This window comes from Thalassococcus arenae, from assembly GCF_019104745.1.
Taxonomy (GTDB): domain Bacteria; phylum Pseudomonadota; class Alphaproteobacteria; order Rhodobacterales; family Rhodobacteraceae; genus Thalassococcus_B; species Thalassococcus_B arenae.
Map to the genome: position 1 here is coordinate 572,523 of NZ_JAHRWL010000001.1, position 13,206 is coordinate 585,728.

Sequence of the window (13,206 nt, forward strand, 5' to 3'; positions counted from 1 at the left end):
GACTAGAGTTTTCCGCCGGCATCGCAAGGCATCACGCCATGCGGTTCAGCCGATCCTCAAGCTCCTTGGCGTAAAGCCCGACGCGCTTGCGAAACCGGGTATTGATATTGCCCTTTGCCAGTTTCAGCGATTGCACCAGCAACCGCGCCGACAGCGTCTTGGGCATCAGTTCGGATTCGACCGAAACCCGTGTTCGGCCCCGCGACAGCGCAACCAGATCGACACGGGTCACGATATCGAGGCCACCGGAATTCGACGTGAAGACCAAGGTTTCGGGCGCCTTCATTTCGCTGAGTATAACGGTCGCATCGCGCGGCTTGCCGCGAAACCGAAACGTCGTCTGCCAGGCCATGCCGGCCTGCGGTCCGGCCAGCCCGTCGGTGCGCCGGATCTCGATCCCGCGCCTCAGCGCGCGGCGTTCGATCGCTTCGAAATCCGTCAGTTCCGCGAACACCCTGTCCAGCGGCGCCTCGATGTCCTCGCGTGCATTGACCTGCATGACCTGCCCTTGTTGTCGCCCCGATTTCGGTTCGGCCGGAGTGTCGCGTCAATCCAGCCGGTCCGCAAGCCAGTTGCGCAGCAGAAAATGCGCGATGGCACCCTTGCGCGCGGGCAAGAAATGACGCGCGCGCCCGGCGAATGCCTCGGCCACCGCCTCGCGGGTGACCCAGAGCGCATCTTCCAATTCGTTCGGGTCCAGCCGGATCGTGTCGTCCAGCGCGACGGCGTGGCAGCCGATCATCAGCGACGACGGAAAGGGCCAGGGCTGTGACGCCAGATAGCGTACCGGTCCGACCGTGATCCCGGCCTCCTCCAGCGTTTCTCTGCGCACGGCCGCCTCGATGCTTTCGCCGGAATCCACGAACCCGGCCAGGCAGGAATACATTCCTTCGGGCCAACCCGGCGACCGTCCCAGCAGCGCGCGGTTGCCGTGGGTGACCAGCATGATGACCACCGGATCGGTGCGCGGGAAGTGGTGCGCACCGCAGGCCGGACAGATACGTTGCCATCCCGCCTGGTGCATCTCGGACGCCGCTCCGCACTTGGCGCAAAAGCCGTGCGTGGCGTGCCAGCCGTGGATCGCCTTGGCCGTCGCGGCCAGTTCGGCGTCGCGCGCGCCGAGGCGGGTCATGATCCGGCGCAGTTCGGCAAAGCGGTGTCCACCGGGCATCGCCGGATGCGCCTGTTCGCTGTCGTCGACGAAGGCACCCAATTTGGAAAGATCCTGCCCGTCCGGATCCCACCCCGAGATGTCATGCGCAAAGACCGCGTTGCCTTCCTCGCGACCCAGCAGAATGGGCGGTCGCGCGGCATCGGCGAAGGCCGGATGCGCAAGCGGCAGTCGTGCCAGGCAGAGTTCCGCGTCGCCGGCAACCAGCGGCTTGCCACGCCACAGCGCCACCGCGCGCGTGCCCGGGGCCTGCATCGCCCGTGCCAATTCGGGAATGTTGCCCCGCAACTCGCCTGCGCGGTCCAGACCGGACCCGCCGAATGTCACGTCTTCGGATTTCTGCATCGACCGCCTCTTGGTTGCCCGAAACAATGCATTGCGCGCCCGGAAAAGCAAACGGGCTTCGGCAAAAGTGAAGCCTTGCGCATCGGATCAACCATGAGTTGCTATTGCAGACGTGGCTGCGCCATGTCACACGTGAGACGTGTTATTGTGGTACCCTCCGTCCAACCCATGATTTCCAGAGGTCTGCCATGCCTGCAAAACCCTTCCAGAACTGGACCCGCCGCGCATTCATTGCGCATTCGACTGCCGGAGCTGCCTTGATTTCCCTGCATCCCTATTCCGCCAATGCCGCAGCCAACCAGGCGCATCTGCGGATCATGGAAACCACCGACCTGCACGTCCATGTCTATCCCTACGATTATTATTCGGATCGTCCCGTGGACACGGTCGGGCTGTCTCGCACCGCGTCGATCATCGCCGACATCCGCTCCGAGGCGACCAATTCCATGCTGCTGGACAACGGCGATTTCCTGCAGGGCAACCCGATGGGCGACTACATCGCCTATGAACGCGGGATGAAAGAGGGTGACATGCACCCGATCATCACCGCGATGAACACCGTGGGTTTCGACGCGGCGACCATCGGCAACCACGAATTCAATTACGGGCTGGATTTCCTGATGAAATCCGCGGCCGGCGCCGATTTCCCGCTGGTTCTTGCCAATATCGCGACAGAACAGGGGGCCGATCCCCGCGCCGACAAGACGCTTTTCCGGCCCTACGTGATCCTGGATCGCGAGGTCACGGATGGTGCGGGCACGGCCCATCCGATCCGGGTCGGCATCATCGGCTTTACCCCGCCGCAGGTGATGAACTGGGATCGCCGCCACCTCGAAGGCAACGTCACCGCCCGCGATATCGTCGAGACCGCCCGCGCCTGGGTGCCGCAGATGCTGGAGGAAGGCGCCGACATCATCGTTGCGCTCAGCCATTCCGGCATCGGTGCGGCGCAGCACACCGACGGCATGGAAAACGCCTCGGTCCCGCTGGCCGAGATCGAGGGCATCGACGCCCTGATGACCGGCCACAGCCACCTGGTTTTCCCGTCGCCCACCTATGACGGCTATGCCGGTGTCGATGTCGCGGCAGGCACGATCCACGGAAAACCTGCCGTCATGGGCGGTTTCTGGGGGTCGCACATGGGCATGATCGACCTGCTTCTGGAACGCGACGGAAATGCGTGGAAGGTGGTGTCGTCGACATCCGAGGCGCGACCGATCTCGCAACGCAATCCCGACCGGTCGGTCACTGCGCTGGTCGAGGACGACGCAGCGGTGCTGGCCGCCGTCAAGCAGGATCACGAGGAAACCCTGGCCTATGTCCGCCGCGCCGTGGGCAAGACGGCGGCGCCGCTGCATTCCTATTTCGCGCTGGTGGCCGACGACCCGTCCGTGCAGATCGTGTCGATCGCGCAGAAATGGTATGTCGAACAGATGCTGGCGGGCACCGAACATGCCGGTCTGCCGATCCTGTCTGCCGCCGCGCCGTTCAAGGCCGGGGGCCGCGGCGGTCCTGACTATTACACCGATGTACCCGCTGGCGATGTCGCGATCAAGAACGTGGCCGACCTGTATCTGTACCCCAACACCGTCCGCGCGGTGCGGATCAACGGCGCGCAGCTGCGCGACTGGCTGGAACGGTCGGCAGGCATGTTCAACCAGATCACGCCGGGCGCGCAGGACGCACCGCTGCTGAACCCGGATTTTCCCAGCTACAATTTCGACGTGATCGACGGTGTGACCTACCAGATCGACCTGTCGCAGCCGTCGAAATTCGATCCCAAGGGCGGGCCGTTGAATCCCGATGCGCAACGGATCGTCAACCTTGCCCATGACGGCCAGCCGGTGACCGACGACATGGAATTCGTCATCGCCACCAACAATTACCGCGCCTCGGGCGGCGGCGATTTTCCGGGCGCCAAGGGCGACACGATCATCTTCGAGGCGCCCGACACCAATCGCGACGTGATCGTGCGCTACATCGTCGAACAGGGCACGATCAATCCGAGCGCCGATGCCAACTGGTCCTTCGCACCCCTGCCCGACACCACCGTTCTGTTCCCGTCAGGCCCGTCCGCCCGCAATTATGCCAAGGATGTGCCCGGCGTGACGATCGAGGATGCCGGCGACACGCCCGAGGGGTTTGCGCAGTTCCGCATTCGCCTGTGAAGGATCCTACGGCCGGCATCGCCGGACAAACAGGCGCATGCCGACCGTCGTGACCGGACGGGTGGATCACGCCACCCGGCGGATCGGGATGCCCAACAAAGCGGCAACCGCGGAAAAAGCTTGCTGAAAGCCTGAGCAACGGACAGTGTGTGGCCGCGTGCGTGACACTGGCTCTGGCCACGCTTGCCCGCTGCGCAGACAACAAGGCGCTGGAAAAAGCGCTCAACCTTGGGAGGTTACCATGTTCCACCGCGCCATCGCGCTGGCTGCCGGTCTTGTGGCCGGGGCCGTCGCCCATGCCGAAACCGCCATGCCCTTCGCGCTCGACTGGAAATTCGAAGGCCCCGCGGCCCCTTATTTCCTGGCCATCGACAAGGGCTACTTCTCCGAGGTCGACCTGTCGGTCGAAATAACTGCCGGGCAGGGTTCGCTCGACGCGATCCCGAAGGTCGCGACCGGTGCTTTCCCCATCGGCTTTGCCGACATCAATTCGCTGGTGAAGTTCCTCGACCAGAACCCTGGCGCGCCGGTCACCGCCGTGATGATGGTCTATGACAAGCCGCCCTTCGCCATCGTCGGGCGCAAGTCGCTGGGCGTGATGGAACCGAAGGACCTGGAAGGCAAGGTGCTGGGCGCGCCGCCGCCGGACGGTGCCTGGGCGCAATTCCCGATCTTCGCCGCCGAGACCGGGCTGGACACCAGCGCCGTCACGATCGAACCCGTCGGTTTCCCGACCCGCGAACCGATGCTGGCCGAAGGCAACGTGGCCGCGGTCACGGGCTTCAGCTTTTCGTCCTTCCTGAACCTCGTGCGCCTCGGCGTGCCCGAAGACGACATCTCGACCATCCTGATGGCCGATCACGGCGTCGACCTGTATGGCAACGCGATCATCGTCAACACCGACTTCGCGGCTGCGAACCCCGATGCTGTCAAAGGCTTTTTGTCTGCCGTGGCCAAGGGCTGGGTCGATGCCATCGCCGATCCGGCGACCGCCATCGCCAGCCTGGTCGAACGCAACCCGGCCGCCGATGCCGCGCTGGAACAGCGCCGCCTGCAACTGGCCATCGATGCGAACGTGGTCACCGACTACACCAACGCCAACGGCATGGGCGGGATCGACGGCGACCGGTTCGCCAATTCGCTGGAGCAGATGAAACTGACCTACGAGTTCCAGTCGGCACCGGATGCGGCGCTTTACTTCTCCGATGCCTACCTGCCCGACAGCGGCGGGTTCATGCTGAAGTGATCGGACAGGGGCCGGCGCGACCGGCCCCGTCCTTGCCCCATGCAGAACCTCATCGACATCAAGGGCGTGCGCCACGCCTATGACACCGCATCCGGCAAACTGCCGGTGCTGGACGGGCTGGACGTGTCAGTGCCCGAAGGCGGTTTCGTCGCCGTGGTCGGCCCATCGGGCTGCGGCAAATCCACCTTGACCAAGTTGATCGCCGGTCTGATGAAACCCGACGCGGGCGAAGTCTGGCTGCATGGCGAAAAGGTGAAATCGCCCCGCGCGACGGTCGGCATGGCATTCCAGAACCCGGTCCTGCTGGAATGGCGTTCGATTCTCAAGAACGTCATGCTGCCGCTGGAAATCGTGCCCACCAAGCTGAGCAAGCGCGAGCAGGAGGAACGGGCGCGTTACCTGCTGGCGCTGGTGGGGCTGGAGGGTTTCGAGGACAAGCGCCCGTCGGAATTGTCCGGCGGCATGCGCCAGCGGGCCTCGCTCTGCCGGGCACTGGTGCACCAGCCCGAGGTGCTGATCCTGGACGAGCCCTTCGGCGCGCTGGACGCCTTCACGCGCGAGGATCTGTGGCAGATCATGCACCAGGTGAAGGAAAAAGAACCGTTCACCGGCGTGCTCATCACCCATGACCTGCGCGAGTCGATCTTTCTGGCCGACCGGGTGGTCGTGCTGTCGGGGCGCCCGGCACGCACGCAATACGTGCTGGACGTGGGCCTGAGCGGGCCGCGCGACATCGAACATCTCTACACGCCCGAGGCCGCCGACATGCTGCACATTCTGCGCCACCAGATCGAGATCGCCCAGGGCCGCGCCGCCCCGGAGGACGCGGCATGAGCCTGCGCCAGATCGGAGTGCCGCTGCTTGCCATGGCGATCTTTCTGGTGCTGTGGGAAGCGCTGGTCTGGATCAATGGCTGGCCGAACTACAAGATGGCCTCGCCCTCGGACCTGATCCCGGCCTACCAGCAATACTGGGATCTGTTCGTGACCATGGGCTGGCAGACCCTGTGGCGCACGGTCGTGGGTCTGTTGCTGGCCATCGTCGTCGGCACGGCCATCGGCATGATCATGGGGTTTTCCCGAACCATGCGCGATGCGCTCTACCCACTGCTGGTTGGGTTCAACGCCATTCCCAAGGCCACAGTGGTTCCCATCGTGGCACTGATGTTCGTGGGCGCGCACGATTTCAACACGGTTCTGATCGCGTTCATGATTTCGTTCTTCCCGATCGCCGTGTCGGTCAGCATCGGATTGTCGACGCTGGAACCCGAATACCGCGACATCCTGCGGTCGCTAGGTGCCTCGCAAACTACGATCTTCTGGAAGATCGCCCTGCCCAAGACCCTGCCGGAATTCTTTGGCGCGCTGAAGGTTGCGGTCACGCTGGCCTTTATCGGCACCAACCTGATGGAGATCGTCTCGCCCCATGGCCGTGGATTGGGGGCGTTGTTCGACAGCGGCAAGACCAATTCCGACTACCCGTTGATGTTCGCCGTGCTGATCGCCTTGGCGTTCCTTGGCATCGTCCTCTATTACGTCGTGGTGGCGCTGGAAAAGATCTTTGCCGGATGGGCGGAACGGCCGGCCGAGGGGTAATCAGGGCAGAGGATCGGTGCGGTAGAGCGTCACCTTGAGCGGGCCATGCGGGATCGGCGGGCCGGACGGCCGCCAGGGCAATCCGGTGGCCTTGGCCAGGCCGGCATCAGAGGTCACGAGGCCCACGCGCCAGCCGGAGAACCCGGATTTCAGCGTCTCGCCCAAAGCGCCATAAAGCGCGAACAGCAGCTTGCGATTGCCGATCCGGGCGCCGTATGGCGGGTTGACCATCACCAGACCCGGCGCGCTGTCCGGGCGCTGCATTTCGCTCACCGGGTGGCACGCGAAGTCGGTTATGTCCGCCACACCCGCGCGGTCGGCGTTGGCGCGGGCCATCTGCACAGCCCCCTGGTCGCGGTCAGAGCCGCGGAAGACCAGACCGGTCTCGCGCAACGGCGGCGACTTGAGCGCGGCAAAAGCGTCTGCGTCGAAGCTCGCCAGGTGTTCGAAGGCAAAGGCGCGCGACCGGCCCGGCAGCAGGCCGCGCGCAATTTCCGCGGCCTCGATGACGAACGTGCCCGAACCGCACATCGGGTCAACCACCGGCTGCGTCCCGTCGAACCCGCATTGCCGCAGAAAAGCCGCCGCCATCGTCTCGCGCAGCGGCGCCTTGCCGACCGCCTGCTTGTGGCCGCGCCGGTGCAGCGGCTCGCCCGATGTATCCAGGCTCAGCGTCGCCAGGTCGTCCTCGATGCGCAGCATCAGGCGCAAGGGGGCGTCTTCGACGATCGCCGCGCCCAAAGTGTCGACTATGGCGCCTTCGATCCGTTGGCGGGCGGCCTTTTCGTGGTAGATGCGCGAACCCTTGCAGGTGGCGTCGATCTTGACCGGCACGTCGGAGCGCAGCCAGGCGGCCCAGTCCAGCTTGCGGGCGCGCTTGTCGAGTTGTGCGAGGTGCATTGCCCGGAAGGCGGCCAGACGCACCAGCACCCGCGACGCGCAGCGCAACGACAGGTTGGCGCGCCAGATATCGGGCCAACCGCCCCGAACCGTCACGCCGCCGGGAACCGCTTGCGGTGCCGCGAAACCCAACGAGACGGCCTCGTCCCGAAGCGTGTCTTCGAGACCGGGCAGAGTGGCAAGAAAGATGTCGAATTCCGGCTGCATGACCCGGCAATCGGCCGAAACGGGTGGCTTTGCAAGGCCAATCCGGTGCGGGTGCCCGCGTGGCACGCTTGCGAATCCGCAAGGTGGCGCCTATGTAACCGGCGAGAGGTTGGCGCGGGCAAGCGCCTCGCCAACCTGGTCAGGTCCGGAAGGAAGCAGCCACAACGAGTCCCGCTTGGGTCGATGTCCAGCCTCTCACTTCGAACGCAACCGCGCGGCGACGCGCGACCAGGTTCGCCTCACCCGCACATCGTCGGACATCGTCCGCTTCAGTCCGAATGCCGCACGAACAGCGCCGGCTGGCGTTCCGCGGCCATGGCCCAGGCCATCTGTTCTTCCGTTTCCACTGCGCAGGGCCGTACGGCACGCAAACGCGCCAGCGCATCGTCCTTGGCCTCGCCCGCTTCGATCATCAGTCGCAGGGCCACCATGCCGGACCGGCCGCAGCCACCGCGACAATGGACAAGAACCCGGCCGCCGCCCGACAGCGCCTTGCGGGCCTGTTCGCTGAGTCTGGGCCAGTTTTCGGCAAAACCGGCATCGGGCGCACCGAAATCCCGAATCGGCAGGTGCATCCAGCGGGTGCCGTGGTCCTGGATATCGGCGCCCAGGCCCTGCGCCTCGGCCTCGGCCATTTCTGCCTTGGTTGTCAGCGTGATGACCAGGGCCGGACGCCATTCCGCGATATGTTCCAGGTCGCCTGCATAGTCGCCACCGGCCCCCGGAAGCGGCGAAAGAGCCAGGATCCCACCACCCACGGGCAGCGCGTGGATCACCATAGGCTCAGAGCGACCGGGCGCCGAAGGTGTCGCAGGCATTGATGTCCCCCGTCTGATACCCGCGTGCGAACCAGCGCGCGCGTTGCTCGGACGTTCCATGCGTGAAACTGTGTGGTTGCGGCACTTGTCCCGCCCGCCGCTGCAGATGGTCATCGCCGATCATTCGCGCGGCGTTCAGCGCCTCTTCCAGGTCGCCGGGTTCCAGCAAGCCGTCGACGTTGCGCGCCCAGACGCCGGACAGGCAATCGGCCTGCAACTCAAGCCGCACGGTCAGGGCGTTGGCTTCGGTCTGGCCGACCACCTGTCGGCGCTGGTTGACCTGGCCCAGGATTCCCAACTCGTTCTGGACATGGTGCGCGACCTCGTGGGCGATGACATAGGCTGCGGCGAAATCGCCGCTGGCCCCCAATTGCCGCGACAGCGTGGCGAAAAATTCGGTGTCCAGATACGCCTTTTCATCGGCTGGGCAATAAAACGGCCCCGTCGCCCCCGATGCCCCGCCACAAGGCGACGCGGTTTGGCCGGAGAAAAGGACCAACACGGGTGGCTCGTAGGGGCGGCCCACCTGTTGCGGAAAGACCTGTCCCCAGACCGCTTCGGTCGTGGCCAGCACGCGCGAGGTGAACTCGGACGCGCGCTCTTCCTCGGCGCTCAATTCGCGCGGCGCGGCGCTTTCCTGCGGCAAGCCTTGCTGCAACAGCGGGGTCACGTCGATACCCGCGAAATAGCCGACCGCCAGCACGATCAAAAGCCCGACGCCACCGATCCGGGCCCTGCCGCCGCCGGTGACACGGCGACGGTCCTCGATGTTGCGGCTGCCGCGCACACCCCTCAAACGCATGGCATCCTCCCAGGTCCAGCCGGTCGATGATAGGCGTTCGACCGCTTTTCGTTAAGCCAAAATACCCGCCTTGCAGTCAGACGACCTGCCCGGGATGTGTCTCGGCCCAATCGGTAAGAAACATCGCGACATCCTCGCGTCCTGCCTGATCGATCTGCTGGCGCGGCAGGGCAACACCATGTTCCAGCGCCCGACGAAGACAATCCAGGTGATCGCGGTCCCAGCGTTGGGGATTGTTCTCGGAGCCGTGAATGATCGTCGAAAGCAACGTGCCGCCATACCCGTTCACGTGGGTCAGATCGGGCCTGAGCGAAAGCAGGTAGTCCATCATGTCCGGCAGCCCTTCCCAGCCGGCGACCTGCACGGGTGTCAGACCCTCGCTGTCGGGTTGGTCGTAAGGCAATCCAAGATCGACCAGCCGGCGCACGTGCCCGGACTTTTCGGGCAGGTGCAGAATGACGCGGATCAGGTTGTCGTAAGCGTCGGGCAGGCCCGCGGGGTCGACAAAGGCGCCGGGCGTGGCCTGACCCTCTGCCGCTTGCACCAACAACGTTTCTGCGGAGCTGAAATCGCAGACCGCGCCGCGCGCCTCCAGCGCCGCGGCGACGGCGCGGTTGCCGAAGATGCGCGCGAAGGCGTAGGGGTGCGCGCCCTGATAGCGCCGCTGCGGATCGGCCCCGGCATCGAGCAACAGATCGGCCATCCGACGGTCGCACATCCGCCGTGCGGCCTGGTGAAGGGCTGGAATGACCCACGGCGTTTCGCCGCCGATGACGGCGTCGTCGAATTCGTTGGGATCGGCACCATGGGCAAGCAACAGGCCCACCGCTGCGTGGTCGTGGAAATCCATCGCCCGCAGCAAGGCGTTCGTTCCTTTCGGCCGCGCACCCGCCGCCAGCAGCATGCGCAAGCCGTCGTGATGTCCCAGCTCGGTCGCATGGTACAGCGACTCGCCGTCATTGGGATCGGCGCCGTGCGCCAACAGCCAGCGACCCAGTGCCATGTTGTCGCCATGGCCGATGGCGCCGTAGAGCGCCGACAAGAGGTGATCGTCGCCTTGCGCAACCGGAAATCCGTCGTTGACGTCTGCGCCATGCGACACCAGCGCTTCGGCCACGGCAATCATGTCTTGTTTCAACTCGGGCCGCGCCTTGTGCCAGCGCGAGAACGCCAGATGCAGGATCGGACGGCGCGGGCCGATCGGTGTCACCGCCAGCGCCGGTTTGTTCGCCAACGCAGTGCGCACGGCGTCGATGTCGTACAGCGCGCAGGCCAGACCAAAGTCGCTGCCGGCAAGATCGGGGTCGTCGGCCAGCAGCGCCTCGGCCTGCCAGTTCTGCCCGTGAAACAGCGCGATACGCAGCCGTTGCAAGCGCGCCGCCCGGTTCATGCCATGCATTTCGACCGCCAGCTTGAGCCGCGGCCAACTGCCGAATTTCTGTTCTTGCGCAATGACGTGCAGGAAGTCCGCATGTTTCAGCGCGCCCAGGTCGTCGCGCGGCCGCGCCTGTTTCACCCGCTGCACGGCCAGAACATCGCCCGTTGCAAAGGCGCGGTGCAGTTTTTTCGCCTCGCGGCGCAAATCATCCAGCGAAAGTTCAGTCATTCCGGTTCTCCCGTCAGGCCCGTCTGTCCGCTCGTTCCGGGCAGGAATACCGAAATCCCAGGGAATTTCCGTCTTGAGGCAGGTGCTTGCGCTTTCCGCGGACCGGCGGCCCCCTGCAATCGGGCCAGACCCAGCGTCGCGCAACGGGCCGGTCAAATCAACCGCCTTGTGACCCCCGCCGCCGCCGCTTAGGATCGCGTGGTTCGCAGCGATCAGGCAGACATGTCCGACAAGAAGCCCTATCAGGTTCTCGCCCGCAAATACCGCCCCGAGACCTTTGCCGATCTCGTCGGGCAGGATGCGATGGTGCGCACCCTGCGCAACGCCTTCAAGGCCGACCGCATCGCGCAGGCCTTCATCATGACCGGCATCCGCGGCACCGGCAAAACCACGACCGCGCGGATCATCGCAAAGGGGATGAACTGCATCGGGCCGGACGGCAACGGCGGCCCCACAACCGATCCTTGCGGCACGTGCGAGCATTGCACCGCGATCATGGAAGGCCGCCATGTCGACGTGATCGAGATGGACGCCGCTTCGAATACCGGCGTGAACGATGTGCGCGAGATCATCGACAGCGTGCACTACCGGGCCGCCTCGGCGCGCTACAAGATCTACATCATCGACGAAGTGCACATGCTGTCGAACAACGCCTTCAACGCGCTGTTGAAGACGCTCGAAGAGCCGCCCGCGCATGTGAAGTTCATCTTTGCCACGACCGAGATCCGCAAGGTACCGGTCACCGTCCTGTCGCGCTGCCAGCGCTTCGATCTGCGCCGGATCGAACCCGAGGTGATGATCGCGCTGCTGCGCAGGATCGCCGATGCCGAAGGCGCCGAGATCACCGACGAAGCGCTGGCATTGATCACCCGCGCCGCCGAAGGCTCGGCCCGCGATGCGACGTCACTGCTGGATCAGGCGATTTCCCACGGCGCGGGCGAAACCTCGGCGGATCAGGTTCGCGCCATGCTGGGATTGGCGGATCGCGGTCGCGTGATGGACCTGTTCGAACGGATCATGCGCGGCGACGCGGCGGGCGCGCTGACCGAACTCGGCGAACAATATGCCGACGGGGCCGATCCGCTGGCGGTTCTGCGCGATCTGGCGGAACTGACGCACTGGATTTCGGTGGTCAAGATCACGCCCGACGCCGCCGAAGATCCGACGATCAGCCCCGATGAACGCGCCCGCGGGCTGTCCTTTGCCGATGGGCTTGGCATGCGCGCGCTTGGCCGGATGTGGCAGATGCTGCTCAAGGCCATCGAAGAGGTCGGGCAAGCGCCGTCCGCGATGATGGCGGCCGAGATGGCGGTGATCCGGCTGACCCATGTCGCCGACCTGCCGACCCCGGACGAGTTGATCCGAAAGCTGCAGGATACCCCACCGCCGCCGTCTCCGGGTCCCGTCGGTGCGCCGATCGGGTCTTCGGGCGGTGGCGTCACCGCGGCGGGCACACCGGCGCCAACCCATGCCGCGCCGCGCGGGCCTGTCGCCAGGTCGGGCGGCGCAGCCACGGCACTGGCCGCCGATCAGGCATTGGCGCGCTTTCCCAGCTTTGCCCATGTGGTCGAACTCATCCGCGGCAACCGCGACGTCAAGCTGTTGGTCGAGGTCGAAACCGGGCTGCGCCTTGCCGCCTATCAACCCGGCCGGATCGAATTCACGCCCGCCGACGATGCCGCGCCGGACCTTGCCCAGCGTTTGGGTGCGGCCTTGCAGCGCTGGACCGGCAACCGCTGGGCCGTGACCGTCGTGAACGGCTGCAACGCGCCGACCATCGACGAAACGCGAAACGCCGAGACCAATGCGCTGAAAGCACGCGCCGCCGAACACCCGCTGGTGCAGGCGACGCTGGCGGCGTTCCCCAAGGCGGAAATCGTCGAGGTCCGCACACCCGAGGCACTGGCTGCGCAAGCGCAGGGCGATGCCCTGCCAGAGGTGGACGACGAATGGGATCCCTTCGAGGAAGACTGACCGTTCTGACCGCGCTGTCGCTACCCGGTACGGCGGCGGCCGAAGTCTGCGACAAGCTGCGTCCGGGATGGGACGGCACGCCGCAGACCCTCGCGGGCGAGGCCATGGGCCTGTTCCTGTCGCCCGCCGGTCTGTTCCTGACCACCGCGCTGCTGGTCGCCGTGCTGTTCCGCCACGCGATGGGAACCGCCTTGGCGGCACTCATGTGGTCGGCCTTCATCAGCTACCTGGTGCTGCACTCCGATCCGCTGCTCTTTGCGGCGATGGAGGAAGGCTGCGTAGCACAGCCCACCTTGTTCATCGCCGCTTCGGCTGCGATATGTCTGGCAGCGGTGATCTTCACCTTCCGCCGCGAAGAGCGGCTTTGACCATTC

At 65.4% G+C, this 13,206-nt stretch carries 12 protein-coding genes and 1 other RNA gene; 7 read left to right on the plus strand and 6 right to left on the minus strand.

Going from position 1 to position 13,206, the window contains the following annotated elements:
* Nucleotides 1–31 precede the first annotated feature (31 nt).
* Together KUH32_RS02795 and nudC are read right to left on the minus strand one after the other, a co-directional pair.
* Nucleotides 32–499: an SRPBCC family protein gene (locus tag KUH32_RS02795; protein WP_217776541.1), complete on the minus strand. Its 468-nt coding sequence runs from the start codon at nucleotides 497–499 to the stop codon at nucleotides 32–34.
* 48 nt (nucleotides 500–547) lie between these two features.
* Nucleotides 548–1,516: an NAD(+) diphosphatase gene (gene nudC / locus KUH32_RS02800; protein WP_217776542.1), complete on the minus strand. Its 969-nt coding sequence runs from the start codon at nucleotides 1,514–1,516 to the stop codon at nucleotides 548–550.
* 188 nt (nucleotides 1,517–1,704) lie between these two features.
* On the opposite strand from nudC, the gene KUH32_RS02805 reads away from it, so the two are divergent.
* From KUH32_RS02805 to KUH32_RS02820, 4 genes are all read left to right on the plus strand, one after another.
* On the plus strand, nucleotides 1,705–3,684 hold the full coding sequence (locus KUH32_RS02805; protein ID WP_217776543.1) for a bifunctional 2',3'-cyclic-nucleotide 2'-phosphodiesterase/3'-nucleotidase: 1,980 nt from the start codon (nucleotides 1,705–1,707) through the stop codon (nucleotides 3,682–3,684).
* A gap of 241 nt (nucleotides 3,685–3,925) precedes the next feature.
* Nucleotides 3,926–4,930 carry an ABC transporter substrate-binding protein gene (locus tag KUH32_RS02810; RefSeq protein WP_217776544.1) on the plus strand — a complete coding sequence of 335 codons (1,005 nt, stop codon included), beginning with the start codon at nucleotides 3,926–3,928 and terminating at the stop codon, nucleotides 4,928–4,930.
* A 39-nt stretch (nucleotides 4,931–4,969) separates the two neighbouring features.
* Nucleotides 4,970–5,764 carry an ABC transporter ATP-binding protein gene (locus tag KUH32_RS02815; protein ID WP_217776545.1) on the plus strand — a complete coding sequence of 265 codons (795 nt, stop codon included), beginning with the start codon at nucleotides 4,970–4,972 and terminating at the stop codon, nucleotides 5,762–5,764.
* Nucleotides 5,761–6,525, plus strand: coding sequence for an ABC transporter permease (locus KUH32_RS02820; RefSeq protein ID WP_217776546.1), 765 nt, complete (start codon nucleotides 5,761–5,763; stop codon nucleotides 6,523–6,525). Before KUH32_RS02815 ends, KUH32_RS02820 begins: the two co-directional genes overlap by 4 nt.
* On the opposite strand, the gene KUH32_RS02825 is transcribed toward KUH32_RS02820, so the two are convergent.
* Complete coding sequence (locus KUH32_RS02825; protein ID WP_217776547.1) at nucleotides 6,526–7,632, minus strand: THUMP domain-containing class I SAM-dependent RNA methyltransferase; 1,107 nt, start codon at nucleotides 7,630–7,632, stop codon at nucleotides 6,526–6,528.
* Between the two features lie 102 nt (nucleotides 7,633–7,734).
* Here KUH32_RS02825 and ffs point away from each other — a divergent pair.
* Nucleotides 7,735–7,833: signal recognition particle sRNA small type (gene ffs / locus KUH32_RS02830), an RNA gene on the plus strand.
* 68 nt (nucleotides 7,834–7,901) lie between these two features.
* Here ffs and KUH32_RS02835 read toward each other — a convergent pair.
* From KUH32_RS02835 to KUH32_RS02845, 3 genes are all read right to left on the minus strand, one after another.
* On the minus strand, nucleotides 7,902–8,411 hold the full coding sequence (locus tag KUH32_RS02835; protein WP_217776548.1) for a protein-tyrosine phosphatase family protein: 510 nt from the start codon (nucleotides 8,409–8,411) through the stop codon (nucleotides 7,902–7,904).
* Nucleotides 8,412–8,415: 4 nt separating this feature from the next.
* A complete protein-coding gene (ypfJ, locus tag KUH32_RS02840; protein ID WP_217776549.1) occupies nucleotides 8,416–9,252 on the minus strand; it encodes a KPN_02809 family neutral zinc metallopeptidase in 837 nt (278 codons plus the stop codon).
* 76 nt (nucleotides 9,253–9,328) lie between these two features.
* On the minus strand, nucleotides 9,329–10,858 hold the full coding sequence (locus KUH32_RS02845; protein ID WP_217776550.1) for an ankyrin repeat domain-containing protein: 1,530 nt from the start codon (nucleotides 10,856–10,858) through the stop codon (nucleotides 9,329–9,331).
* Nucleotides 10,859–11,080: 222 nt separating this feature from the next.
* On the opposite strand from KUH32_RS02845, the gene KUH32_RS02850 reads away from it, so the two are divergent.
* Both KUH32_RS02850 and KUH32_RS02855 read left to right on the plus strand, forming a co-directional pair.
* Complete coding sequence (locus KUH32_RS02850; RefSeq protein ID WP_217776551.1) at nucleotides 11,081–12,832, plus strand: DNA polymerase III subunit gamma/tau; 1,752 nt, start codon at nucleotides 11,081–11,083, stop codon at nucleotides 12,830–12,832.
* Nucleotides 12,808–13,200 carry a hypothetical protein gene (locus KUH32_RS02855; protein ID WP_217776552.1) on the plus strand — a complete coding sequence of 131 codons (393 nt, stop codon included), beginning with the start codon at nucleotides 12,808–12,810 and terminating at the stop codon, nucleotides 13,198–13,200. The genes KUH32_RS02850 and KUH32_RS02855 overlap by 25 nt, the downstream gene beginning before the upstream one ends.
* Nucleotides 13,201–13,206 lie beyond the last annotated feature (6 nt).

Excerpts from the sequence above, each read along its gene's own strand:
- KUH32_RS02795 (WP_217776541.1), bottom strand. The coding sequence starts at position 499 with ATGCAGGTCAATGCACGCGAGGACATCGAGGCGCCGCTGGACAGGGTG.
- nudC (WP_217776542.1), bottom strand. The coding sequence starts at position 1,516 with ATGCAGAAATCCGAAGACGTGACATTCGGCGGGTCCGGTCTGGACCGC.
- KUH32_RS02805 (WP_217776543.1), top strand. The coding sequence starts at position 1,705 with ATGCCTGCAAAACCCTTCCAGAACTGGACCCGCCGCGCATTCATTGCG.
- KUH32_RS02810 (WP_217776544.1), top strand. The coding sequence starts at position 3,926 with ATGTTCCACCGCGCCATCGCGCTGGCTGCCGGTCTTGTGGCCGGGGCC.
- KUH32_RS02815 (WP_217776545.1), top strand. The coding sequence starts at position 4,970 with ATGCAGAACCTCATCGACATCAAGGGCGTGCGCCACGCCTATGACACC.
- KUH32_RS02820 (WP_217776546.1), top strand. The coding sequence starts at position 5,761 with ATGAGCCTGCGCCAGATCGGAGTGCCGCTGCTTGCCATGGCGATCTTT.
- KUH32_RS02825 (WP_217776547.1), bottom strand. The coding sequence starts at position 7,632 with ATGCAGCCGGAATTCGACATCTTTCTTGCCACTCTGCCCGGTCTCGAA.
- KUH32_RS02835 (WP_217776548.1), bottom strand. The coding sequence starts at position 8,411 with ATGGTGATCCACGCGCTGCCCGTGGGTGGTGGGATCCTGGCTCTTTCG.
- ypfJ (WP_217776549.1), bottom strand. The coding sequence starts at position 9,252 with ATGCGTTTGAGGGGTGTGCGCGGCAGCCGCAACATCGAGGACCGTCGC.
- KUH32_RS02845 (WP_217776550.1), bottom strand. The coding sequence starts at position 10,858 with ATGACTGAACTTTCGCTGGATGATTTGCGCCGCGAGGCGAAAAAACTG.
- KUH32_RS02850 (WP_217776551.1), top strand. The coding sequence starts at position 11,081 with ATGTCCGACAAGAAGCCCTATCAGGTTCTCGCCCGCAAATACCGCCCC.
- KUH32_RS02855 (WP_217776552.1), top strand. The coding sequence starts at position 12,808 with ATGGGATCCCTTCGAGGAAGACTGACCGTTCTGACCGCGCTGTCGCTA.